Below are 22,401 nucleotides of genomic sequence, written 5' to 3' on the forward strand. Positions count from 1 at the left end.
CGTCACCGGGGCCTGATCCGCACCTCCGTCTCGGCCGCGGATCGGCCCTCGCCGTCGTCGATCCGCCTGTCGCCCGCGCCGGGCTCGTTGGCGGGCACCGTGATGCTGCCGCCGTCGACGTCCAGCTTCACCTTTTCGTTGTCGCCGGCCCCCTCGATGACGTCGCCCTCGCGGACGAGCACGGCGTTGCCGAACGGCGCGTTGATGACGTCTCCGATGATGGGCCAGTCGTCGCTCGCGTGGTACTTCTTGCTCGCCTCCTCGAACCTGACCTCCCAGTTGTCGCCGGTCCGCTTCTCCAACTCCTCCTCCAGGTCGAAGGTGTTATGCCGGAAGACCTCCTGGATGGTGGCGACGTCCGCGTCCTGGTCGGCGATCACCTGAGCGATCCTGGGGATGTCACCGGAGTCGGTGCCCTTCGAGTCGCCGGGCGAGTTGCCGGCACCCTGACCGATGTTGAGGTTGAGCAGGCGTATCGTGCGCGGTTTCCATTCCTTGGCCATCAACTCGAACTGGTCCTCGTAGAACTTCATGTCGCGCTTCTTCTCCGCCAGCACTTCGTCCACACGGCCACGGATCTCCTGCGCCGTGCTGATCGCGCCGGTGACCAGGCTCGCCTGTCCGGTGTCACGGGGGCGGAAGGTCAGGCTGTCGAGGCCGGTGGTCGTGGGCACCGCGCTGAGCTTCTTGCGTTCGTCGTCGAGGAGCCCCTGCTGCACACGCAGCACCGTGGCGGTGTAGGAGAGAAGGTCGGCGACGTTGGTGGCCCACCGGCCGAACCGCTCCACGTCGGCGGTGAGCCTCTTGCGGTAGTCGTTGAACGAGGCGGCGGTGTCGCCCGTCCAGCTCTCCTTGGAGAACACCGCGTGCGCGGCGTCGTTGATCAGGCCCTCAGCGCTCCCCACCTTGGCGCCGAGGCTGCGCCACGTGCCGGCCAGAGTGTCGAGGCGCACCGGATCGGTCTTCAGATCCCACAGGTCCGCGGTGGTGATCGGGTCGGGCTCGGTCATGAATGCCTCCTCGGTACGGGGACCGGCGCATCAGGCTTACACCTCTTGGTGATCTTCGCAAGATCACGGACCGGATGGAGGGCGCCCGGTTCACCGATTGCGTGCTGCTGGGGATCGGCGGCGTGACCGCCTTCGCGGGCGCCACCGTCAGCGACCGGGACGCCCAGGGACTCGTCCGCGCCCTGGCCGGCGCGATGGGCGTCACCATCGAGGACTGAGCCCCTCGTCCGCCCTCCGGGAGCCGGGATGGCATGCTCGTCGGAACGGCAAGGGACGGCGGACGGCCGGGCGCGCGGCGGGTGAGGGACGCGGAGCGCGCGGGCGGCGGAGAGGGGAACTGCGATGCGCACCTGGCTGACCGAGCGGTTCGGGATCGAGGTGCCCGTGGTGGGTGCGCCGATGGCGGGCGTGGGCGCGGGGCGCCTGGCCGCGGCCGTGTCGGCGGCCGGGGCGCTGGGCATGATCGGCGTCCCCTCCGCCGCGACGGCCGAGTGGATCGCCGGGCAGGCCGCGATCGCGGGCGGGGACGGCCGGCCGTACGGGATCGGGCTCATGGCCTGGACGCTGGACGGCGACCCCGCCCGGCTCGACGCCGTCCTCGACGCCCGGCCGAGCCTGGTGTCGGTGAGCTTCGGCCCGTACGCCGGCCACGTCGAGCGGCTGCGGCGGGCCGGGATCACCGTGGTCACCCAGGCGGGCACCACCGACGAGGCGCGCGCCGCCGAGCGGGCCGGGGTGGACGCCGTGGTGGCGCGGGGCGCCGAGGCGGGCGGGCACGGGCGTGACGACGTGGCGACCCTGCCCCTGCTGCAGAGCGTCCTGGATGAGGTTCGGATCCCGGTGCTCGCCGCGGGAGGCGTCGCGACCGCCCGCGGGCTGGCCGCCGTACTCGCCGCGGGCGCCGCCGGCGCCTGGGTGGGCACGGCGTTCATGGGCTGCGTCGAGACGACGCTCCCGGACGCGGCCACCGGGCGGGTGCTGGCGGCCGGGGAGACCGACACCGCCTACGGCCGGGTCTTCGACGTCGTCCAGCGGCTCGCCTGGCCGCCGGAGTACGGCGGGCGCGCGCTGCGCAACGCGTTCTTCGACCGGTGGGCGGGCCGGGAGGAGGAGCTCGCCTCGGACGAGGAGGCGCGCGCCGAACTGGAGGCGGCCCGCCGGTCCGGCGACTACGACACCGCCTACGTCTACGCGGGCCAGGCGGTGGGGATGGTGCGCCGGCGGCGGACCGCCGCCGAGGTGGTCGCCGGGTTCGCCGAGGCGGAACGGCTCCTGCGCCGCTTCGCCACCTGACCGGGGCCGGCCTCTCCCCCGTCGCGCCGCACGCGCCGTGCCGTACCGGACCGGGAGGCCGTACGGAGTCGCACGGAGCCCGGTCCGGCCGCCCGCGGGCGGCCGGTCAGCCGTCGAGGGCGGCGGCCATGCGGTCGAGGTCGGCCAGCAGGGCGTCCAGGCGCCGGGGCGGGATCGCCTGGATCATGCGCCGCTCGACCGCGTAGACCGCGGCGCGCGCCGCCTCCAGGCGGGCCAGTCCCTCCTCGGTGAGGTGCACCGGCAGGGCCCGGCCGTGGTCGGGGGTCGCGGGCCGGGTGACCAGGTCCGCCTCCTGCAGGCCGCGCAGCACGACGCTGGAGGACTGGCGGGTGACGAAGGTGCGCCGGGCGAGCTCGGCGCCGGAGATCCCCGGCCGTTCGTCCAGCAGTTCCAGGCACGCGTACTGCGGCACGGTCAGGCCGTGCTCGCGCAGCACCTGGTCCATCGCGGACCGCAACGCCGCCGCGGCCCGCTTGAGCCGGTATCCCACGTGCTCGGTGACGTCCCCGGCCTGATGCGGCGCGACCGGCCCCTCTTCCTCTTTCATGTCAATATTTTGACATAGGTGGCGAGATGCGTACCATCATGTATGTCAAAGTCCTGACATATGGACTCCGGTTCGAACCCACCCGGGAGCACCCCATGACCGCCGCCGTCACCGGCCCCGACTTCCTCGCCCTGCAGGTCCGCGACATCGAGGCCGCCGCCGCCTTCTTCGAGGAGCACCTCGGCCTCGTCCGGGCGCCCGCCGCGCCCCCGCACGCCGTCGTGTTCACCACCCGGCCGATCCCCTTCGCCGTCCGCGAGCCCCTGCCCGGCACCGACCTCGACAGCGGACGGCCCGGCCTCGGCGTGGCCCTGTGGTTCGCCGCCGACGACGCCCAGGGCCTGCACGACCGCCTCGCCGCCGCCGGCGTGCCCATCCTCGTCCCGCCGCAGGACGGTCCCTTCGGCCGCATGTTCACCTTCACCGGCCCCGAGGGCTACGCCCTCACCGTGCACGGCGGCTGACCCCGGCGGACCGCCCCGGGAGGCGGTCCGCCGCCGGATACGGCGGCAGCCGGGACATCCGCCGCCGGGGACGGGACCGGCGAGGCGCCCGCCGTCAGGGGCGGGAGCGACGAGGCGCCCGCCGTCAGGGGCGGCGGCCGGCGAAGTAGAGGAACCTCGTCTGCGGGTCGGCGCCGGCCGGAGGCTCGACCGCCGGGGAGAAGGCGCCGGTTGCCCGCAGCGCGGCGTGGTGGGGGCGCAGCGCCTCGTAGGTCCGGACGACGGCCTCGGCGTCCAGGGTCTCGTCCCCGCCGACGGCGCGGGCCAGATCCCAGGTGTGCACGAGCAGTTCCAGAGCGCCGATCGTGTCGACCGCCTCCGCCACGGTGACGGCGCCGATGGGGGCGCGGAAGCCCGAGGCGGCCAGATCCGGATCGGCGAGTACGGCGAGCACGCCCGCCCGGCACTCGGCGAAGGCGGCGGCCAGGTCGGCGTCCGGGGCCACCTCCGGGGCGCCGGCCATGCCGGAGACGCCCACGCCGTGCGCCGGTTCCGGGCGGGTGCCGCGCACCGCCGCGACGATCCCGCGGTGCCCGTTGACGACGTGCGCGACGACGTCGCGGGCCGTCCACCCCTGGCAGGGGCTGGCGGCGTCCCATCTGCCGCCGGGCGTCGCCTCGATCCGGGCCAGGAAGCCGTCCGCGAGCCGGCCGTATCTCTCCGCGATGTCGGACATCGTCATCCTTTCGTGTGCCCCGGCCGTCCGGCCGCGAGGTCCGCGTCCGGGTCATCCGGGAGGCTCCTCCGGTCGTCCGGGAGAGGGAGGCGGTCCAGGACGTCCGCCAGGGCGGGTACGACGCGGGACCGCCAGCCGCCGCCCATGATCGTGTGGGCCCGCCGCTGGAGGGGGTCGTCCGGGTCGAAGCCCTCGTGCGCCAGGAACAGCCGGGTGCCCGTGCCCTCCGGTTCCAGGGTCCAGGTGACCGTCCAGTCGACACCGGCTCCGCCTTCGGAGCCGGCGTCGCGCCAGCCGAGGCGGAGCATCCGCCCGGGGGTGAAGGCCAGCACCTCGGCCTGGACGACGCCGGAGAACCCTGTTGCGGGCATCGCGACGCCGCGCATGGTGTAGCGGTGCCCGACCTCCAGCCGGAAGTCGCCGGGCATCAGCCATCTGGCGATCAACTCCGGCTCGGTCAGCGCCCGCCACACCTTGGCCGGCGGGTGCGGCAGGAACTGGTCGAGGTGGAGGACGGTCAGGTCGTCGCCGGTCATCGGCTCCTCCGGGGGAAGCCCGCCGCCCCCGGGCGGGGGACGGCCGGGATGGTCAGGGTTCGTCCAGGTCGTCGAGCAGGTCCCGCAGCCCGGTGAGCTTCTCGCGCCAGAACCGCTCGAACGGGTCCAGCCACTCCCGCACCTCGTGCAGCGGGACCGCCTCCAGCCGGTAGAGCCGCTGCCGGCCCACCTTTCGTTCGCTGACCAGCCCGGCCTCCCGCAACACCCTCAGGTGCTCGGAGAGGCTGGGGCGGGCCATGGCGAAGCGGCCGGCGATCCGCTGGACGGGCTGGGGGCCCTCCTCGCGCAGCAGCCGCAGCACCTCCCGGCGCACCGGGCTGGCCAGCGCCGCGAAGACCCGGTCCCCGGCCGCGTCCGCGGCGTCCGCCGGCGCGTCGGCGCCCGGCCGGGCGGACCCGGCGCGTGTGTCGGTCACGCGCCCACTATAGGTAGGAAATCTCCTACCTATCAAGTCGGCCTCGCCCGCCCGGCGCGGGCCGGGCGCGCGGCCGCGTCGCCCGGGGACGTCAGGTGAGGCAGCCGACGTGCGCCAGCGCCTGCTTCAGCAGGACGCCCTGGCCGCCCGCCATCTCCTGCTGCACCATCGGCGACGCCGCCTCCTGCGGGGTGAACCAGACCAGGTCGAGCGCGTCCTGGCGGGGACGGCAGTCCCCGGCGACCGGGACGATGTAGGCCAGGGAGACCGCGTGCTGGCGGGGGTCGTGGTAGGGCGTGACGCCCTCGGTCGGGAAGTACTCGGCGATGGTGAACGGCTGCGGCGAGGGCGGGACGCGGGGCAGCGCCACCGGGCCGAGGTCCTTCTCCAGGTGGCGCAGCAGCGCGTCGCGGACCCGCTCGTGGTGGAGGACCCGTCCGGACACCAGGGCGCGGCTGACCGTCCCGTCCGATCCGATGCGCAGCAGCAGGCCGACGTGCGTGACCACCCCGGTGTCGTCGACGCGCACGGGTACGGCGTCGACGTAGAGGATCGGCATCCGCGCGCGCGTCAGCTCCAGTTCCTCGGAGGAGAGCCAGCCGGGCGTTGTTTCGGTCATTTCGGTCATTGGTCGATCGTACGTCGCCGCAGGCCGCGGGGCACGGCGGCTCCCTGGGTCCTCCCGCGTCCCGCACCGGCGGGCGGCCGGGTCCCGGTGACGGCCGCCGAGGCGCCGGGCCGGGGACCGCGGGGCGCGGCCGGTCGCGGAGGACCGCGGTGCGGGCGGATCAGTCGTTTCCAACCGGGTCACAAGTTCCCGCGGCCACCGTGAGGAGGACATTCCCGGACGACGAGGAGCAGCAATGCGAGTGATCAGACGTATCCGGATGGCGGCTGCGGTGCTGGCCGTACCGTTCCTGCTGGCCATGACGAGTGATGTGACGGAGGCCGGCATCCGCATCGCCAACCACTGCGAACCGTCCCTTGACGAGGACTGACGGTCTCCTGGACCGCCGCCGGGCCCGCGTGGTCCGGCGGCACGTCCTCCGGGGGGTCCACTGCCTGCGGCACGGCTGGTACGCCGAGGGCGAGCGGTGGGCGCGGCGGGCGGAGGAGGTCGCGCACCGGCTGGACCCCGCCGGGCATCCGGCGCTCATGGTGGAGCTCGCGTCGCTGTGGCACGGGCTCATCCGCTACCGGCCGGCGCGCGAGTGCGCGCTGCGGGCGGCGGGCCCGCTGTCGGCCGCGCCGCCGGGCCCGGGGCGTGACGGGCCGCTCGTCGACGCGCTGGTCCTGGTGGGCGACGTCGAGCGCAGACTGGCACGGTACGGCCGGGCCGAGGCGTACCTGCGCCGCGCGGAGGAGCTGACCGGCGCGGCCGGCTCTACCGGCCGGCGGCGGCTCGTGGCGGTGCGCCTGGCCCTCGGGGTGCTGTGCAAGGAGACCGGACGGTACGGCGAGGCGGAGGTCTTCTACCGGGAGGCGCTGGCCCTGCTGGAGCGGGAGGGCGGTGACCCGCTGGCGCGGGCCGACGCGCTGCACAACCTCGCCGGGCTCGCACACGCCCGGCGCGAGGACGGCGGGGAGCGGCACATCCGGGCCGCGATCGGCATCCGGCGGGCGGTGCTGGGCCCCCGGCACGTCCAGGTCGCCGCCGACCTCACCGTGCTGGGCGCGCTGCTGACCGAGCGGGGCGACCTCGACGAGGCGGAGGACGCGCTGCGCCGGGCCGAGGGCATCCTCCGCGAGCACCTGGGCGGCGACCACTACGAGGTGGCGGTGTGCCAGGTGAACCTGGCGCGCCTGGACGCCCTCCGGGGCCGCGCCGACGAGGCGGCGCGGCGCCGGAGGGACGCCCTGCGCGTCAAACGCCTCACCCTCGGCCCCGACCACCCGGAGGTGCGGCGTCTGGCGGCGTCCGTGCCGGAGTGAGAGCACCGGCGGCGGTCTCGGGCCGGGCGGACGGGGATGGGAGGCGCCGGTGGCGGTCTCGGGCCGGGCCGGCCGGGGTGGGAGGCGCCGGCGGTCTCAGGCCGGGCGGGCGAGCCGGGCGAAGGAGAGCACCACCACCGTCGACAGCAGCCAGCCCAGCAGGCCGGCGACGTTCAGCGACGCCGAGACCCATCGCCCCGCCGAGCTGCGCGTCTCCGGGTACCACGTCGCGCGCTGACCCAGCGAGACGAGCGGGATGACGGTGTCGACGGTGTAGAACAGCGGGTCGAAGCAGCGCACCTGCCCGTCCCCGCACGGCCCCGGGCGGGCGCCGTGCCGCGCCGCGGTCGCGGTGCCGTCCCCGGGCGCCGACACGTCGTCGACGGTGACCAGCCGGCCGTCCACCGCGTAGACGTTCCCGCGCGGGTCCGTGGCCCGGAGGGTCTGCTGGACGGCGGGACTCATCGTCATGACGCCCACCAGGGCGAGCAGGGCGCCCAGCATCCACAGCACCCGGCCCGGCCGGTAACCGTAGCCGACGGTGAGGCCGTAGAGCAGGTCACGGGCGTTCCTGATCCACCGGCGCGGCGAGCGGCCGCCCGGCGGGGACACCTTCCGGGCCTGTCGCCGCTGCTCGATGAGCAGGTTCTCAGCCTCCACCGGACGGCCGTGCTGACGGAACACCCTGGCCGCCTGCTCGTAGGGACCGGCGTCGAAGGGGACGATCGCGCGCAGCCAGTCACGGCGGGCCCGCCAGTCCCACGCGCCGTCGAACCGGTCGTAGACGAAACCGGAGATCGCCGAGTCCCGCGGCCACCGGGCCGGGTCGTCCGAGAGCACCGTGGTGGACGCGCCGGTCAGGTCCACCCGCGGCGGGATCTCGGCCCAGCGCAGCCGCATGCCGCTGCGCACCGCGGCCGAGACCGCGTCCAGCCCTCCGGCGAACGTGCCGCCGTCGCAGTCGAGCCGGCCCTCCACCGCGCACCGGTCCAGTGTCACCCGGCCCTCGGCGGCGAACCCACCGTTGAGCAGCACCGGCCCGCGGACCAGCGCCTGTTGCAGCGCGAGCGCCTCACCGCCCGGATTGCGCAGCCGTGCTCCGTGGGCGTCCAGGACGCCGCCGAGGGTCGCGGAGCGGAGCCCCACCTTGCCGCCGTCGGTCTCGACGTCACGCAGGTCGACCATGCCGTCGACGGCGACACCCTGGGCGGCGATGAGCGTCTCCTTCTCCGGGCGGCTCCACCGGGTGCCCCTGACGACCAGGTCGCCCCTGATGCGCGCCCCGGCCAGCCGCAGCGTGCCCTCGACCGCCGTCCCCGCCTCGATCAGCAGGCCGGAGCGCAGTTCGGCGTTGGTCAGGTCGAGGGCGCGCCCGCCGCCGACGGTGAACGAGCTTCCCCGGTGGATCCGGACGGCGCCGAAGGAGCCCATCGCGAGATCCACGCCGCCGCCGATCCGGCACTCGCCCTCGACGCTCAGCTCGCCGCCGATGAAGAGCCCCGGGGCGCTGATCGCGTCTCCCCCGTCGCGCCCGCTGGCGTACCCGGTGCCCCTGACCATCTCGGAGGGTTCGAAGGCGGCGTGGCGGATCAGGAGCCGCCCGGAGATCCGGGCGTTGCCGAGGTTGACGCAACCGCGGACCAGCGGACGGCGGCCCGTCTGGTCGTCGATGAGGAAGACGCTGCCGCCGATCTGCGCGTCCCCCAGGTCCAGCGCCAGCCCCCGGTCCGGGTGGGTCAGCCGGGCGCCGGTCAGGTCCAGCGAGCCCGCTACCTGCACCCCCAGCAGCCGCAGTCCGCCGCGCGCCTCGAACCCGTGCAGCAGCCGGACCGTCCCGCCGACCCGCATCCGGTCGGCCTGGATCGCCCGGTCCGAGGACTCGACGACCGTGTCGAGGCAGAGCAGGCGCCCGCCGATCTCCGACTCGCACAGCCACACGGCCGCCCTGCGGGAGGTGCTGGCCGTGGTCTCCAGGTCGCCGGTGACGCGCGACCTGGACAGATCCAGATCCCGGCGGACCCGCAGCCCGTTGGCCCGCAGGCCGGGCACCACGCAGCCGTCGAGTGCCAGCAGGTGCAGGTCGGCGCCGTCCAGATCGACGGGCCGGTCGAACGTGCAACCGGTGAAGCGCAGCGGGAAGGGGACCTCCATTCCCCTCAGGTCGAGGTCTCCGGTGACCCTGGCGCCCTCGACGGTCAGTCCTCGCGGGTCGATCTCCTCGCGTCCCCGCCGGCACAGCTCACGCACCAGCCTGGCCTCGACGACGAGCCTCCCGCCGTCCCGGGCCCGGACGGTCCGGCCCTCCCGGCAGGCGCGTACCAGGGCCGTCTCGTCGAGGGTCCGCACGGCACCGGGCGCCGTATCAGCGGTCGAAGTCCCGATATGCGACATCCCGCCATCCTCCCCGAGGATCCGGTGAGGCGCGGCGGGAAGGTCAACCGTGATCGGAAGGCGGCTCGTGGGACGAGCGCACGCGAAGCTCCTGGTATTACTGGGGCATGCCGGAAGAGACCGCACGCTCCGCGATCGACACGTTCATCTCCGCGTTCAACGCCTCGGACGACAGCTATGTGACTGCCCTGCTCTCCCAGGCCCTGACCTCAGACGTGGTCTTCTGGGGGCCGTTGGGTCGCAGCGAAGGAATCGGGGCGGTCGAGCGGTTCGTGCTGGACATCCGACGCCACCCGGCGGGGACCGGCACGATGGTGCGCTGCTCAGCGGTGGACATGCCTGACGAATGGGCCCGGTACCAGTGGGTCTTCACCACGCCTGATGGAGGCCCCCGCCTGGCGGGAACGGATGTCGTCCATCTGCGACGGAGCCTCATCGACCAGGTCATCGTCTTCGCGGGAGAGATCGAGCCGTTCGCCTCCTGAGTCATCCTTCTGTCGCTGTCCTTCTCCTGAACGTGCCCCGTCGGCGTTCGGGGGCTGCTGTTCGCGGTTGGTCAGGCCGCGGTGTTGAGGGGGGCGTCCGCCCCAGCGAATGCCCTTTTCGCTGCGGGTGCGGGCGCGTTCCTTGAGTTGGGCGGCGAGTACGTCGGGGTGGCGGGCGTTGGTGTTGCGCCAGCGCAGGTAGCGGTGCAGTGCCTGGGTTTGCGCAGGGCGGCTGCGGTGGTGGGAGTTGGCCAGGGTGACAGGGTGAACTGCCGCAGCGGGCCGAAGTGGGCCTCGATCGGCGCGGATCGACTTGAGCGCGGCCAGGGTGTCGGCGGTGCCCTTGCAGCGGCGGTTGACGCCTCACAGGCGGTCGTCGCCCACGGAGTGGCAGCCGTGGAAGTAGGTGACGCCGTGGGTGCGGCGGTAGGTCGCCGGCAGCCGGTTTGGCTTGCCCTGCTTCGCCCAGCAGGAGCCTGCGGTGGGCCGGATCCCCAGGGGCCCGAACTCGTCGAAGGCGAAGACCCGGTCCGGGAAGCGTTCCAGCACCTGCTCGATCCGGTCGAGCTTGGCGTCGCGATCAGGGTCGGGTGACTCCTTCCAGGTCTTGGTGCGCTGGAAGGTGATGCCGCGGCGCCGGAGCAGGCACCGTAAGGCTTCACGGCCGGTGCGGATGACACGTCCGTGCACTTTCCGCAGGCAGGCGGCGAGCTTGCGCAACGACCAGAGGGTGAAGGCAGCATCATCGCGCGCCGGTAGCGCACCGAGTCGGTGCTGCCCCGGCGCACGGTCTGCTGCAGCTTCTGCCCCTCCTGGTCGGTCAGCCTGCGTACACGGACAGGCTCAGCCACCGCGCATCCAGCGCTCGGATCGGACGTCACCGCACATCCAACCGTCACGACCACCAACCCGGTGAGCCTTCCCGGTCAGAGCACTGGGCCTCCGTCCCGGGCGGCCGTCCGGGACGGGGGGGTTCATCGGCCGGCCCGCCGGGCCGGCCCTGAAAGTTACAGGAGGGCTCCGCCGAACCGGCAGGTCACAGCGGCCCCGGTGGCCGGTCGCTTCCGGCCGCCGGGACCGCGCTCCTACGATCTGCGCAACCGACGGCGGAGGGGACGATGACGCGGAGGAACGCCTTCCGGGCGATGCTGGCGGCGCTGGCCGGAGCGGCGATGTTCATGGCGGTGACGTTCGCGGTCTCCGCGGCCGCGGACGCCGCGGCCACCAGGATCATGCCGCTCGGCGACTCGATCACCGGCTCCCCCGGCTGCTGGCGGGCCCTGCTCTGGGACAGGCTGCGGAGCAGCGGGTACACCGGCATCGACTTCGTCGGCACGCTGCCGCCGCAGGGCTGCTCGGTGGCCCACGACGGCGACAACGAGGGGCACGGCGGCTACCTGGCGACCAACGTGGCCAGCCAGAACCTGCTGCCCGGCTGGCTGGAGGCCACCAGGCCCGACATCGTGATGATGCACTTCGGCACCAACGACGTGTGGAGCGGCATCGCCCCCGCGACGATCCTCGACGCGTTCACCAAGCTGGTGGGCCAGATGCGGGCCGCCAACCCCGACATGAGGATCCTGGTCGCCAAGATCATCCCGATGAACCCGTCCACCTGCGCCGAATGCGGGCAGCGGGCGGTGAACTTCAACAACGCCATCCCCGCCTGGGCGGCGGCCACCTCCACCGCGCGGTCGCCGATCGTCGTCGTGGACCAGTGGACGGGGTTCGACACGGCCACCGACACCTACGACGGCGTGCACCCGAACGCGGCGGGCGACCGGAAGATGTCCGACCGGTGGTACCCGGCGCTCACCGGCCTGCTGGACGGCGCCCACCCGAGCCCCACCCCCACGGTCACGCCGACCCCCACCGTCACCCCCACCGCTCCGGTGGGTGGCTGCTCGGCCACCTTCAGGAACACCAACCAGTGGGCGGGCGGCTTCCAGGGCGAGGTCACCGTCCGGAACACCGGAACCGCCGCGATCCGCTCCTGGACGGTGCGGTGGACCTTCGCCGACGGCCAGCGGATCACCCAGGTCTGGAACGGCGAGCCGTCCGCGAGCGGCTCCGCGGTGACCGTACGGAACCTCTCCTGGAACGGCTCCCTCGCCGCGGGCGCCTCGACCACCTTCGGCTTCCTGGCCTCGTGGAACGGCGTGAACACCGCACCGGTACCCACCTGCTCGGCGGCGTGACCGCCCGGGGCGGCGTCCCCGCCGTCCCCCGGGACGCCGGAGGGCACGACGCCCCGGGGAACGGCGGGGACGCCGGGGCCGCGCCCGGATCTCCGGCTGTGGAGACACCGGGGCCGGGCCGGGTTCTCCGGCCGTCAGGCCGGGTCGAACGTCACGACCCGGGGCTCACCGGCCGTCAGGCGCAGCTCGTCCGGCCCTGTCACGCCCGGGGGCGGGGCCAGGGTGACGACGCGGTCGCGTCCGGCGGTGAAGGAGGCCCGCCTGAGCAGACCGCCCGACCATTCGAGGTCCACGATGACCGGGCCCCGGGCACGCAGACCCGTCACCGCGCCCGTCGGCCAGCCCGGCGGGAGGGCGGGCAGGAGCCGCAGCGTTCCGGTGTGGCTCTGCAGCAGCGCCTCCGCCACACCCGCGGTGAACCCGAGGTTGCCGTCGATCTGGAAGATCCGCGGGGGGTGCAGGCCCAGGAGGTTGGCGGCGGTGTGCTCGCGCAGCACCTCACGCACGGCCGTCTCCGCCGCCGCGCCGTCGCGCAGCCGGGCCCACAGGCAGATCGTCCAGGCTCGGCTCCAGCCGGTGCCGCCGCCACCGGCCGCGAGCCGGGCCTCCAGCGACCGCCGGGCCGCCACGGCGAGCTCCGGCGTGCCGTCCACGTCGATCTCGTCGCCGGGGAACAGCCCGTAGAGGTGGGACAGGTGGCGGTGACCCGGCTCGTACTCGGTGAACGGCCGCGACCACTCCAGCAGGCGGCCGTCCGCGCCGATCCCGGGGCCGCGCACCCGGGCGAGCGCGTCGCGCAGCCGCCCGGCGAACTCCGTGTCACCGGCCCGTACGGCCAGCCCGGCCGCGGTGCGGAACAGCTCGCGGATCAGCCACACGTCCATGGTGGCGGTGACGTCGACCGACACGTGCTCGCCGCGGGCGTCGAAGAAGGAGTTCTCCGGCGAGGTGGACGGCGCGGTGACCAGGCGCCCCGCGCCGTCCTCGACGAGATGGCCGAGCACGAACTCCGCGGCCCCCCGCACCGCCGGCCACGCCCGCGTCATGCGGAAGCCGTCGTCGTCGGCGAAGTCGGCGTGCTCGACCAGATGCCTGACCAGCCAGGCCCCGGCCATCGGCCACATCGACCACATCGCCTCACCGGGCATCGCCCAGCTCGCCCGCCAGATGTCCACGTTGTGGTGCGCGACCCAGCCGTCACCACCGTAGACCTCGCGGGCGGTGCGCGCGCCGGAGGAGGCCAACTCCTCCACCAGGTCGGCCAGCGGCAGGTGGCACTCGGGCAGGTTCGTGGTCTCGGCGGGCCAGTGGTTCATCTGGACGTTGATGTTGGTGGTGTAGTCGCAGCTCCAGGGGGGCCGCACGTCCTCGTTCCAGATGCCCTGGAGGTTGGCGGCCTGCGTGCCGGGCCGGGAGGAGGCGATCAGGAGGTAGCGGCCGTAGGCGAACATCAGCGCGGCGAGCCCGGGGTCGTCGGCGCCGGCGCGAACCGCGGCCACCCGTTCGTCGGTCGGCCGCTCGCCTGCCGCCCGCTCGCCGGTCGGCCGTTCGTCGATCGACCGTTCGTCGATCGGCCTCCCGCCGGTGGGCCGCCCGCCGTCCGGACGGGTTGCGCGGGCGCCGTCCCCCGCCTCCGGCCGCCCCTCCGGCGCCTCGCCGAGCCGCAGGCTCACCCGTGAGAACAGCTCGGCGTGGTCGGCGACGTGCCGCGCGAGCAGCTCACCGGTCCCGTACGGCTCCGCCGCGCCGATCGTGGCCAGGCACCGCTCCAGCAGCTCGACCCGGTCGTCCCCCGGTTCCCGGTCCCAGCCGCGGAACGAGGTCTCGGCGGCCAGCGCCAGGGTGAGCGAGGCGGCCCCCTCCACGGCCAGCGTCCCACCTCCGGTGCGCACCGTTCCGCCGTCGGCCCACGCCCGCACGGCGACCGCGAAGAGCATGCCCTCACCGGCACGGTAGACGACGGGGTCGGCGACCGGCCGGTGCGGCTCGACGTGGGCGGGCGCGCGGCCGGTCAGCGTCAGCGTCCGCGCGTCGGGGTGGCCCGTCCCGGCCTCCGCGTGCGGGGTGCGCAGCTCGGCCCGCAACCCGATCGCGGAGGAGGAGGTCACCCGCACCAGTAGGAGCCCGTCGGGCGCCGAGGCGAACACCTCGGTGGTGACGCCGCCGGCGGAGGTGACCGCGACGGCGCGGTCGAGGTCGAGCTCCCGGCGGTACTCCCCCGCCCTCGGCCCGCCTCCCCGCGGATCTCCCCCACCCGGCTCCGGGACCTCGGGTCCGCAGGTCAACAGGAGGTCGCCGAGAGGCTGGTAGGACTCGCTCTCCGGTCCCTGAAGCCTCCGTACGGCGTCCTCGGCCGCCCGGCGGTCGTCCTCGTCGAGCAGAAGGCGGCGGATCTCCGCGAGGGTCTCGGGCCCGCCGCTCACCCCGGCCCCGTGCGGCCTGCCCGACCACAGCGTGTCGACGTTGAGCGCGATGCGCTCCCGCCGCGGGCCGCCGAACACCATGGCCCCGATACGGCCGTTGCCGACGGGCAGGGCCTCCATCCAGTTCCGGGCCGGGTGCGCGTACCAGAGCCTCAAGGTCATGTCCCTCCTTCAGGAGCCACATGGAGCGAAGGTGGTTCATCCGACGGGGGCGGTGCTCACCCGAGGAATCCTGCCGGACACGTTGGTCTTCCGCGACGGTCGCCCTTCCACCTCCGTCAGCGCGGCGAATCCACCCGGTGAACGGTCGCCGACGCGGTGGACGACGACGGCTCGGTCCTTCCGGGAGGCCTCGGCCCCGGCCGTTCCCGAGCGCCGTCCGGAGTCACCGATCCGTCCGGATCGCCGCCGGGCCCCGGCCCTCCGCATCGGAGCGCACCTGCAAGTGACCCTCAACCCCCGTGCAAGTTGGAGCTCCTACCTTCGGAGTGTGTCCAGACGACTGATCCTCGGCGGCGCGGCGATCGCGGCGGGCGCCACGCTGCTGCTCCCCGCCCCGGCCTCCGCCCGTACGGCCGGCGCCGTCCCCGCCGACGCTCCGGTGCGCGCCGGGGCCGTCACCACCGCGAGCACCACCATGAGCACCACCCCGGTCACCCCGGCCGCTCCGGTCACCGCGCCGGTGGCCGCCGCCGGGGCGGCGACCGCCACGGCTCCCGCTCCCTCGACCGTGGCCAGGAGGCTCTTCCGCGCCTGGCTGCGCGCCGACCGCAGGGCCGCCGCCCGGGTCGCCACGCCGTCCGCGGTGCGCGCGATCTTCTCCTACCGCTACCGCGCCCCGGACGAGTTCGCCGGGTGCCGGGGCACCGCGTGCCGTTTCGTCCACACCAGCGTGCGCGTGCGGGGCGGTCTCAACGGCGTCCTCATGGTGGTCTCCGGCTCGAAGGTCACCGGGGTGTACACCTCACGGCTGCTCACCACGCCCTCGGCCGCCGCCCGGCACCTCTTCTCGGCCTGGCGGCGCGGCGACCGGAACGCCGGCCTGGAGGTCGCCACCACGGCGGCGGTCGGCAGGCTGTTCCGGACCGCGTACGACCCGCGCGGCGTCCGCCACATCTTCCAGGGATGCACGCCGGAGCCCCGTGGACACGCCTGCGCCTACTACTACGAGGGCGGCGCCATGGTGATGCACGCGCGCGGCTCGGCCACCACCGGCTACGAGATCCACTCCATCGGCTACCTCGCCGACTGATGCCGGGCGGAACGTCCGGCCTCGGACACCGGCTCAGGATCGGGCAGACCCTGGCCGTACCGCGCCGGCAGGCCGCGGCGGCGCGGACTCAGCCCGCATCGGGCGTGACGCTCGCGCCGACGGTTCGGGCGAGTTCCGCCGGCAGGGGGTACGGGCGCTCCGCGGGGAGCATGCCGGTGACGTCCTTCCCGTCGCGCAGCGCCTGACGGACGTCATGGACCCGGTCGGTCAGGTCGGTGATCCCGAGGATCCATTGATCGGCGTAACGGGCGGCGGCGTCACCGGACAGGCCCACCTGGATGGACCGGTACGGCAGGGCGTTGTGGTGCGGGTCGCGTTCCGGATCCCACTGGATGCGGACCGGGCTCTCCCGCAGGCGATTCCTCCACGCCGTCGGGTCCGTTCCGGCGTCGGGGTGGCTGAGGCAGGAGTGTCCCAGCGCCCACTCGAACCCCTCACGCGTGATGTCCACGGCCAGGACCCTGGTCTGTCCCGGCTTCTCGGCCCAGCCGCAGCGGTACATCATCCACAGGAAGGACGGTTTGATCCAGGTCATCCGCTCACGTTTGAAGGGTGGGACGAAGCGTTGCGCGGTGACGGCCGGGGCCGCGACGGCCGGATCGTAGGCCTGGTAGACGGTGATCGCTTCGTCGGTGAAGGAGGCTCGGATCTGCCGGTACGGGACGTTCATTCTCCGCAGGATGGCGAACCGCGCGTCCACCGGACAACCGGATTATCGGGGTGGACGGGCCGCCGGGACGACGTGGACCGGGGGGACGCGGGCGTCCGCGGCGTGCCGGCTCACGTGCCCGTCCGGCCAATGTGAACAGGGCGGAGCGGTACGGACGGCCCGGCCGGCCGCCGCGCCCGCGCAGCATGCGGGCGGCCGGCCGGGGTGTCAGCCGTTCAGCGGTTGGTCCACAGGTGCCAGAGCCAGTCGCCCTCGGAACAGGTGTAGGTCTCCCAGTGGCCCCGGTCTATCCCGCCCTGGCCGGCCGCCACGCACGCGGAGTGGGTCCAGTACCAGTCGCGGTACACGTCGTTGCTCGCGGCCGACCTCGCGGCCGACCTCGGGGCCGCGCCGGCGGGCGCGGGGGCGCAGAGCAGGACGGTCGTCGCGAGGGCCGCGACTCCGGCCCTGAACACCGATCTGATCATGACGTTCCTTTCGTTGAAGGATGCACGACGGTCACATTATGACACTGATTGATTACTCTCCGCATGCACGGAGATTGCCGATCCATCCGGTCCGGGTGAGAGTTCGGGAGCCGGACCGCGAACCAGGCGGACAAGTCGGATATTCGACCCGGACGGCGTCGCCGGATCGTGAAACCTGAAAACGGAAACGGGCGACAAACCGGACGACAGGTCGATCGATGCCACGACGGCCGGCCGATGTCGCGGCGATCCGATCAGCGGATGCGCGATACGGGGCGTCACCAGATCGAGCGCCTCTGACAAAACGATATTCGTGACTTTTCTAGGAAAAGTCAGTAAATACCGCCAGAAAGCCCGACACCCCATGCGACCAGCGCGTCACGTCGCGAAATCTTCCCGCGGAGGGACTTACGGAGTGTCACTTTTCGCAGACTGGGTGGAACATTGCATAAAACTAAATATGTCCGATTCGCCTCTTTAACGTAACGAAACGATCTTTGCGTTGTATCGCCCTTGTACCCTTTGCAACCCTTGCCCGCGTACATTCCAAGTAACCCCCGCCCCCAAGAGGAGATCGCAGGTGGCTCGCAAACTCACGCTGCTCGAACCGGTCTGCAAGGCCTTCGAAGAGCAGGTGCGGCGCACCCCCGAGCGGACGGCGGTCGTCGCCGGGGCGACCCGCACGACCTACACCGACCTCAACGCGCAGGCCAACCGGATAGCCCACGAGCTCCTCTCCAGGGGAGTCGGACGGGGTTCGACCGTCGGCGTGTGCCTGGACCGTGACGAGAAGCTGATCGCGGCGCTCCTGGGCGTGTGGAAGACCGGCGCCGCCTACGTGCCGCTGGAGTCCACCTTCCCGGCCGAGCGGCTGGAGTTCATCGTCGAGGACGCCGGGGTGTCGCACGTGGTCACCTCCGCGGCGCTGGCCGAGCGGCTGCCGGAGACCGAGATCGTGCCGGTGGAGTCCGTCGGGGAGCGGCCTTGGAACGATCCCGGCCTGCCGAGCGACCCGGCCGACCTGGCCTACATCATGTACACCTCCGGCTCCACCGGCCGCCCCAAGGGCGTCATGATCGAGCACCGCAACGTGATGACGCTGCTGCGCTGGGACGCCGACTACTTCACCGAGGAGGAACTGGCCGGCTTCCTCGCCTCGACCTCGGTCTGCTTCGACCCGTCGGTCCCCCAGCTCTACCTCCCCCTGCTGCTCGGCGGCACGGTGATCATCGCCGAGAGCCCCCTGGCGCTGCACTCCCTGCCCGCGAAGGACGAGGTCACGATGGTCAGCGCGGCGGCCTCGGCGCTGACCGCGCTGCTGCGGGAGCCGCTGCCGCCGAACGTGCGCACGGTGCTGTCCAGCGGCGAGCCGGTGAGCCGGGCGCTGGCCGACCGTGTCTTCGCCAACCCCGGCGTGCGGCGCATGGTGAACCTGTACGGGCCGACCGAGTGCACCGTCCACTGCTGCGCGCACGAGATCTCCCGGGACGCCGCGGGCGAGCCGCCGATCGGCACGCCGTACGCCTGGTCGGAGCTGTCGGTGCGCGGCGCCGACGGCGCGGCGCTGGGCGACGGTGAGATCGGTGAGCTGTGGGTGGCCGGCCCGCTGGTCGGCCGGGGCTACCTGCATCGGCCCGAGCTGACCGCCGAGCGGTTCGTGACCGACGCGGCGGGCGTGCGCCACTACCGCACCGGCGACCTGGTCCGCCGGGAGGGCGGGGTCCACTTCTACGAGGGGCGCATCGACGACCAGGTGAAGGTGGCGGGTTTCCGCGTCGAGCTGGGCGAGGTGCAGGGCAGGCTGGCGCGCCACCCGCTGGTGAACCACGCCGTCGTGCTGGCCCCCACCGACTCCGAGGGCACCCGGCGGCTCGTCGCCTACATCGAGCCGGCCGGTCCGGGCCTCGACGACGGGGGGCTGAGGTCCTGGCTGCGCGAGTGGCTGCCCGACTACATGATCCCCGCGAGGATCGTCTTCCTCGACGCCATCCCGGTCGGCCCGACGGGCAAGGCCGACCGCTCCCGGCTGCCCGCGGTGACGTTCTCCCCTGCCACCGGGACCGGCGGAGCCGCCGGAACGGCGGGGAACGCCGACGCCGGGTTCGTCGCGCCCCGCGACGAGACCGAGCGGCGACTCGCCGCGGTCACCGCCGAAGTGCTCGGCGCCGAGCGGGTCGGCGCGCACGACCACTTCCTCGACCTGGGCGGGCACTCCCTGGCCGCGGCCAAGATCTGCGTCAGGATCGAGCACGAGTTCGGCGTCCGCGTCCCGCTGACGGCGTTCCTGGCCCGCCCCACGGTCGCCGAGCTGGCGGCGTACGTCGCCGAGGCCGCCCCCGCGGCGGTGACGCCGCTGGTCCGCAACGCCGGGCGGACCACCTACCCGCTGACCAGGATCCACAGCGACCTGTGCCTGATGCGCGAGGTCAGCCAGAACCACGGCTCCACCGCCATCGCCTTCCGCCTCGGGCTGCGCGGCCTCGCCTCGGCCGAGCCGCTGCGCGCCGCCCTGGACGGGATCGTGCGCCGCCACGAGGCGCTGCGCACCGTCGTCACCGACGGTGCGACCGCCGAGGTCGGGCCGCCGGTCCCGGTGCCGCTGACCGAGCACCGCCCGGCGTCGGAGGAGGAGGCCGCCGGGCTGCGCAGCGCCGCGGTCGCCCACGGCTTCGACGTCACCCGGGACTCGCCGCTGCTGCGGGCCACCCTGCTGTGGTCGGGACCGGACAGCGCGGAACTGGTGCTGCTGACCGACCACACCGCGTTCGACGGCTGGTCGCTGGGGGTCGTGATGCACGAGCTCCTCGACGGCCTGGCCCGCTCCGGCGACATCTCCCTGCCCGAGCCGGCGCTGCAGATCGGCGACGTCGCGCTGCACGAGCAGGACACCGTCCTGGACACCGGGACGCTGCGGGCCTTCTGGGCCGAGGAGCTGGCCGGGGCGGTCCCGCCGTACGAGCTGATGCCCGGCTTCGACGGGCGTCCCAGCCGGATGCGCGGCGAGCGCCTGGTGCGCCGGCTCGACCCGGCGACGGTCGCGCGGCTCGGCGAGCTCGCGGCCGACTGCGGCGCCACCCCGTTCGCCGTCCACCTGACGGTGCTGGGCGTGCTGGTCGCCGGGCTGACCGACCGGCCGGACGTCGTCCTCGGCGCCGCCGTGGCCGACCGCGCCGCCCCGGGCATGGAGTCCGTGGTCGGCGTGCTGGTCGACGTGGTGCCGGTGCGGCTGCGCCTGGACGACGGGCTGTCGCTGCGCGAGGCCGTACGGCACGCGGGAACCGCGACGGCCCGGGTGATGGACCACCGCGCGCTGCCCGCGCGGGACCGCGCCGACGTCGGCGGCGTCGAGCGGCCGCCCGGCGCGGTGCTGACGCCCGTCACGCTGTCCATCCAGCCCGCGGAGGTCCCCCTCTCGCTGGAGCGTGACGGCGTGGGCGTGGACCTGATCGGCGAGCTGGACGCGGGCAGCGCCCAGGCGCCCCTGATCGTCTACGTCAACGACACCGCGGCCGGGCCCGAGCTCCAGGTCGAGTACGACCTGGAGTACCTGGGCCGGGCCGCGGCCGAAGCCCTCACCGACCGGCTGGTCCGCCTGCTGGAGGACGCGCTGGCCCACCCCGACCGGCCGCTGTCGGCGTTCGAGGTGGTCGGCGCCGAGGAGCAGGCGGCGCTGCTGGCCGCCGGGACCGGCGCGCCGCTGCCCGCCGACACTCCGCGGACCGTGGTGGAGGCGGTGCTGGAGCAGGCCGTACGGCGCCCGGACGCACCGGCGGTCGCCGACGCCGGGGGCGTCCTGACCTACGGCGAGCTGGCCGCCCGGGCGCGGCGGGTGGCCGCGGCGCTCGGCCCGGCCGCGGCGGGCTCCTGCGTGGGCGTGTGCCTGCCCCGCGACCGTCACCTGCCCGCGGCGCTGCTGGGCGTGCTGCTGGCCGGCGCCGCCTACGTCCCGCTCGACCCGGGCCACCCGATCGAACGGCTCCGCCACCAGGTCGAGGACTCCGGCGCCAAGGTGATCCTCGCGGCGGGCGAGGGCCTGGAGGCGGCCGGGCGGTTCGGCTGCACCGTCGTCGACCTGGCCGGGCTGCCCGCGGCGGAGGCCGGCGACGTCTCCCCGGCGGGGGCCGGCGCCTCCCGGGTGGAGCCCGGCGACCTGGCCTACGTGCTGTACACCTCCGGCTCGACCGGCCGGCCCAAGGGCGTCGAGGTCACCCACGCCAACCTCGCCGCGTTCACCGCCTCGATGCGGCTCGCGCCGGGGATCCGGCCCGGCGACGTGATGCTCGGCCTGACGCCGTTCTCGTTCGACGTGTTCGGCTTCGACCTGTGGGTGAGCCTGTGCCACGGCCTGCGGCTGGAGCTGCTGGGCCGCGACGACGCGCTCGACGGGCGGGCCGTCGCCCAGCGGATCGAGGAGGCCGGGGTCACGCTGATGACCGCGACCCCGACGACGCTGCGCATGCTGGTCGCCTCCGGCTGGCGCGGCGGGGATGTGCGCGTGGTCAGCATCGGCGAGGTGCTCGACGCCACCCTGGCCGCCGAACTGGTGGAGCGGGTCGCCGAGCTGTGGAACGCCTACGGCCCCACCGAGACCACGATCTACTCCACCATGGTCCGCGTCACCGCCCCGGTGGGCGACCCGGTGTCGATCGGCGTCCCGCTGGCCGGGGAACGGGCCTACGTGCTGGACCGGGCGGGCCGGATGCTGCCCGCCGGGACGCCCGGCGAGCTGTGGATCGGCGGAGTCGGCGTGGCCCGGGGATACCGCGGCCGGCCGGAGCTGACCGCCGCGGCGTTCACCGAGGACCCGCTGGACCCGGCGGGCGGCCGCCGCTACCGCACCGGCGACCTGGCCCGCTGGCGGTCCGACGGCACGCTCGACTTCCTCGGCCGCCGGGACCGGCAGGTCAAGGTCCGCGGACACCGCATCGAGCTGGGCGAGATCGAGACCGTGCTGCGCGAGGGCGAGGACGTCGCCGACGCGGCCGTGACCGTCCACGGCGGCGACCACCTGGTCGGCTACGTCGCCGCGCCGCCGGGGACCGACACCGGCGGGCTGGAGCGGCGCCTGGCCGCCCGGCTCCCGGAGTACATGGTGCCCCGCCGCTGGGTGGTCATGGACGCCCTGCCCCTCACCGCCTCCGGCAAGGTGGACCGCACCGCGCTGCCCGAGCCCCTCGACGAGGCCGGGCCGGTGCCGCCGAGCACCGAGGCCGAGCTGCTGGTCGCCGAGGTGTGGGCCGCCGTGCTGGGCCGCTCCGAGATCGGCGCGCACGACGACTTCTTCGCCGTCGGCGGCCACTCGGCGACCGCCGCGCTCGTCACGGCCCGGCTGGGCGACGCCCTGGGCCTGCGGTTGCCGGTGCGGATGATGTTCGAACGGCGCACGCTGTCGGGCTACGCCGCGCGTCTGGAGGAGCTGCTGCTGGACGACCTGGAGGCGGAGGCGTGAGCGGGCTCGCGACGACCGACGACCGGTACGGCACGCCGGCCGCAGACCGCTACGACACGCCGGTCATCCACCGGTACGACACGCCGGTCAC

Annotated in this window: 19 protein-coding genes and 1 pseudogene; 9 read left to right on the forward strand and 11 right to left on the reverse strand. The window is 74.1% G+C overall.

Annotated features, from left to right (window positions below; translation table 11 throughout):
• Positions 1-2: 2 nt before the first annotated feature.
• Complete coding sequence (locus IEZ10_RS27085; RefSeq protein WP_189249343.1) at positions 3-1,010, reverse strand: endonuclease/exonuclease/phosphatase family protein; 1,008 nt, start codon at positions 1,008-1,010, stop codon at positions 3-5.
• 74 nt (positions 1,011-1,084) lie between these two features.
• On the opposite strand from IEZ10_RS27085, the gene IEZ10_RS27090 reads away from it, so the two are divergent.
• Together IEZ10_RS27090 and IEZ10_RS27095 are read left to right on the forward strand one after the other, a co-directional pair.
• On the forward strand, positions 1,085-1,228 hold the full coding sequence (locus IEZ10_RS27090) for a hypothetical protein (RefSeq protein ID WP_189249344.1): 144 nt from the start codon (positions 1,085-1,087) through the stop codon (positions 1,226-1,228).
• A 124-nt stretch (positions 1,229-1,352) separates the two neighbouring features.
• A complete protein-coding gene (locus IEZ10_RS27095) occupies positions 1,353-2,303 on the forward strand; it encodes an NAD(P)H-dependent flavin oxidoreductase (RefSeq protein WP_189249345.1) in 951 nt (316 codons plus the stop codon).
• 106 nt (positions 2,304-2,409) lie between these two features.
• On the opposite strand, the gene IEZ10_RS27100 is transcribed toward IEZ10_RS27095, so the two are convergent.
• Positions 2,410-2,871, reverse strand: a complete 462-nt coding sequence (locus IEZ10_RS27100; RefSeq protein WP_229811687.1) for a MarR family winged helix-turn-helix transcriptional regulator — start codon at positions 2,869-2,871, stop codon at positions 2,410-2,412.
• A 26-nt stretch (positions 2,872-2,897) separates the two neighbouring features.
• Here IEZ10_RS27100 and IEZ10_RS27105 point away from each other — a divergent pair, with 26 nt between their 5' ends.
• Positions 2,898-3,335 carry a VOC family protein gene (locus IEZ10_RS27105; protein WP_229811688.1) on the forward strand — a complete coding sequence of 146 codons (438 nt, stop codon included), beginning with the start codon at positions 2,898-2,900 and terminating at the stop codon, positions 3,333-3,335.
• Between the two features lie 124 nt (positions 3,336-3,459).
• Here the strand turns inward: IEZ10_RS27105 and IEZ10_RS27110 are convergent, their stop codons facing one another.
• From IEZ10_RS27110 to IEZ10_RS27125, 4 genes are all read right to left on the reverse strand, one after another.
• The gene (locus IEZ10_RS27110) at positions 3,460-4,050 is read right to left on the reverse strand and encodes a TIGR03086 family metal-binding protein (protein ID WP_189249346.1); all 591 of its coding nucleotides are present in this window, start codon (positions 4,048-4,050) and stop codon (positions 3,460-3,462) included.
• 2 nt (positions 4,051-4,052) lie between these two features.
• Positions 4,053-4,586, reverse strand: a complete 534-nt coding sequence (locus IEZ10_RS27115; protein WP_189249347.1) for an SRPBCC family protein — start codon at positions 4,584-4,586, stop codon at positions 4,053-4,055.
• Positions 4,587-4,638: 52 nt separating this feature from the next.
• The gene (locus tag IEZ10_RS27120; RefSeq protein WP_189249348.1) at positions 4,639-5,022 is read right to left on the reverse strand and encodes an ArsR/SmtB family transcription factor; all 384 of its coding nucleotides are present in this window, start codon (positions 5,020-5,022) and stop codon (positions 4,639-4,641) included.
• 91 nt (positions 5,023-5,113) lie between these two features.
• Positions 5,114-5,650: an NUDIX hydrolase family protein gene (locus tag IEZ10_RS27125; protein ID WP_189249349.1), complete on the reverse strand. Its 537-nt coding sequence runs from the start codon at positions 5,648-5,650 to the stop codon at positions 5,114-5,116.
• A 235-nt stretch (positions 5,651-5,885) separates the two neighbouring features.
• Between IEZ10_RS27125 and IEZ10_RS40065 the strand changes: the two genes are divergently transcribed.
• Both IEZ10_RS40065 and IEZ10_RS27130 read left to right on the forward strand, forming a co-directional pair.
• Positions 5,886-6,020, forward strand: a complete 135-nt coding sequence (locus tag IEZ10_RS40065) for a hypothetical protein (RefSeq protein ID WP_268246377.1) — start codon at positions 5,886-5,888, stop codon at positions 6,018-6,020.
• A complete protein-coding gene (locus IEZ10_RS27130; RefSeq protein WP_189249350.1) occupies positions 6,007-6,954 on the forward strand; it encodes a tetratricopeptide repeat protein in 948 nt (315 codons plus the stop codon). Before IEZ10_RS40065 ends, IEZ10_RS27130 begins: the two co-directional genes overlap by 14 nt.
• Positions 6,955-7,050: 96 nt before the next feature.
• On the opposite strand, the gene IEZ10_RS27135 is transcribed toward IEZ10_RS27130, so the two are convergent.
• Positions 7,051-9,345, reverse strand: coding sequence for a hypothetical protein (locus tag IEZ10_RS27135; RefSeq protein ID WP_189249351.1), 2,295 nt, complete (start codon positions 9,343-9,345; stop codon positions 7,051-7,053).
• A 107-nt stretch (positions 9,346-9,452) separates the two neighbouring features.
• Here IEZ10_RS27135 and IEZ10_RS27140 point away from each other — a divergent pair, with 107 nt between their 5' ends.
• Complete coding sequence (locus IEZ10_RS27140) at positions 9,453-9,830, forward strand: nuclear transport factor 2 family protein (protein ID WP_189249352.1); 378 nt, start codon at positions 9,453-9,455, stop codon at positions 9,828-9,830.
• 90 nt (positions 9,831-9,920) lie between these two features.
• Here IEZ10_RS27140 and IEZ10_RS40330 read toward each other — a convergent pair.
• Positions 9,921-10,681: pseudogene (locus IEZ10_RS40330) on the reverse strand (transposase); the annotation flags it as partial.
• A 267-nt stretch (positions 10,682-10,948) separates the two neighbouring features.
• Between IEZ10_RS40330 and IEZ10_RS27150 the strand changes: the two are divergent.
• The gene (locus tag IEZ10_RS27150) at positions 10,949-12,028 is read left to right on the forward strand and encodes a cellulose binding domain-containing protein (protein WP_189249353.1); all 1,080 of its coding nucleotides are present in this window, start codon (positions 10,949-10,951) and stop codon (positions 12,026-12,028) included.
• 134 nt (positions 12,029-12,162) lie between these two features.
• Here IEZ10_RS27150 and IEZ10_RS27155 read toward each other — a convergent pair whose 3' ends face one another.
• On the reverse strand, positions 12,163-14,613 hold the full coding sequence (locus tag IEZ10_RS27155; protein WP_189249354.1) for a glycoside hydrolase family 95 protein: 2,451 nt from the start codon (positions 14,611-14,613) through the stop codon (positions 12,163-12,165).
• A 328-nt stretch (positions 14,614-14,941) separates the two neighbouring features.
• On the opposite strand from IEZ10_RS27155, the gene IEZ10_RS27160 reads away from it, so the two are divergent.
• Positions 14,942-15,703, forward strand: coding sequence for a hypothetical protein (locus tag IEZ10_RS27160; protein ID WP_189249355.1), 762 nt, complete (start codon positions 14,942-14,944; stop codon positions 15,701-15,703).
• An 88-nt stretch (positions 15,704-15,791) separates the two neighbouring features.
• Here IEZ10_RS27160 and IEZ10_RS27165 read toward each other — a convergent pair whose 3' ends face one another.
• Positions 15,792-16,394, reverse strand: coding sequence for a DUF4291 domain-containing protein (locus tag IEZ10_RS27165; protein ID WP_189249356.1), 603 nt, complete (start codon positions 16,392-16,394; stop codon positions 15,792-15,794).
• 215 nt (positions 16,395-16,609) lie between these two features.
• On the reverse strand, positions 16,610-16,861 hold the full coding sequence (locus tag IEZ10_RS27170) for a hypothetical protein (protein ID WP_189249357.1): 252 nt from the start codon (positions 16,859-16,861) through the stop codon (positions 16,610-16,612).
• A gap of 580 nt (positions 16,862-17,441) precedes the next feature.
• On the opposite strand from IEZ10_RS27170, the gene IEZ10_RS27175 reads away from it, so the two are divergent.
• Entirely contained in the window at positions 17,442-22,310 is a 4,869-nt protein-coding gene (locus tag IEZ10_RS27175; protein WP_189249358.1) for a non-ribosomal peptide synthetase, read from the forward strand.
• Positions 22,311-22,401 lie beyond the last annotated feature (91 nt).

The organism is Streptosporangium pseudovulgare (assembly GCF_014648055.1).
GTDB classification, from domain to species: Bacteria; Actinomycetota; Actinomycetes; order Streptosporangiales; family Streptosporangiaceae; genus Streptosporangium; species Streptosporangium pseudovulgare.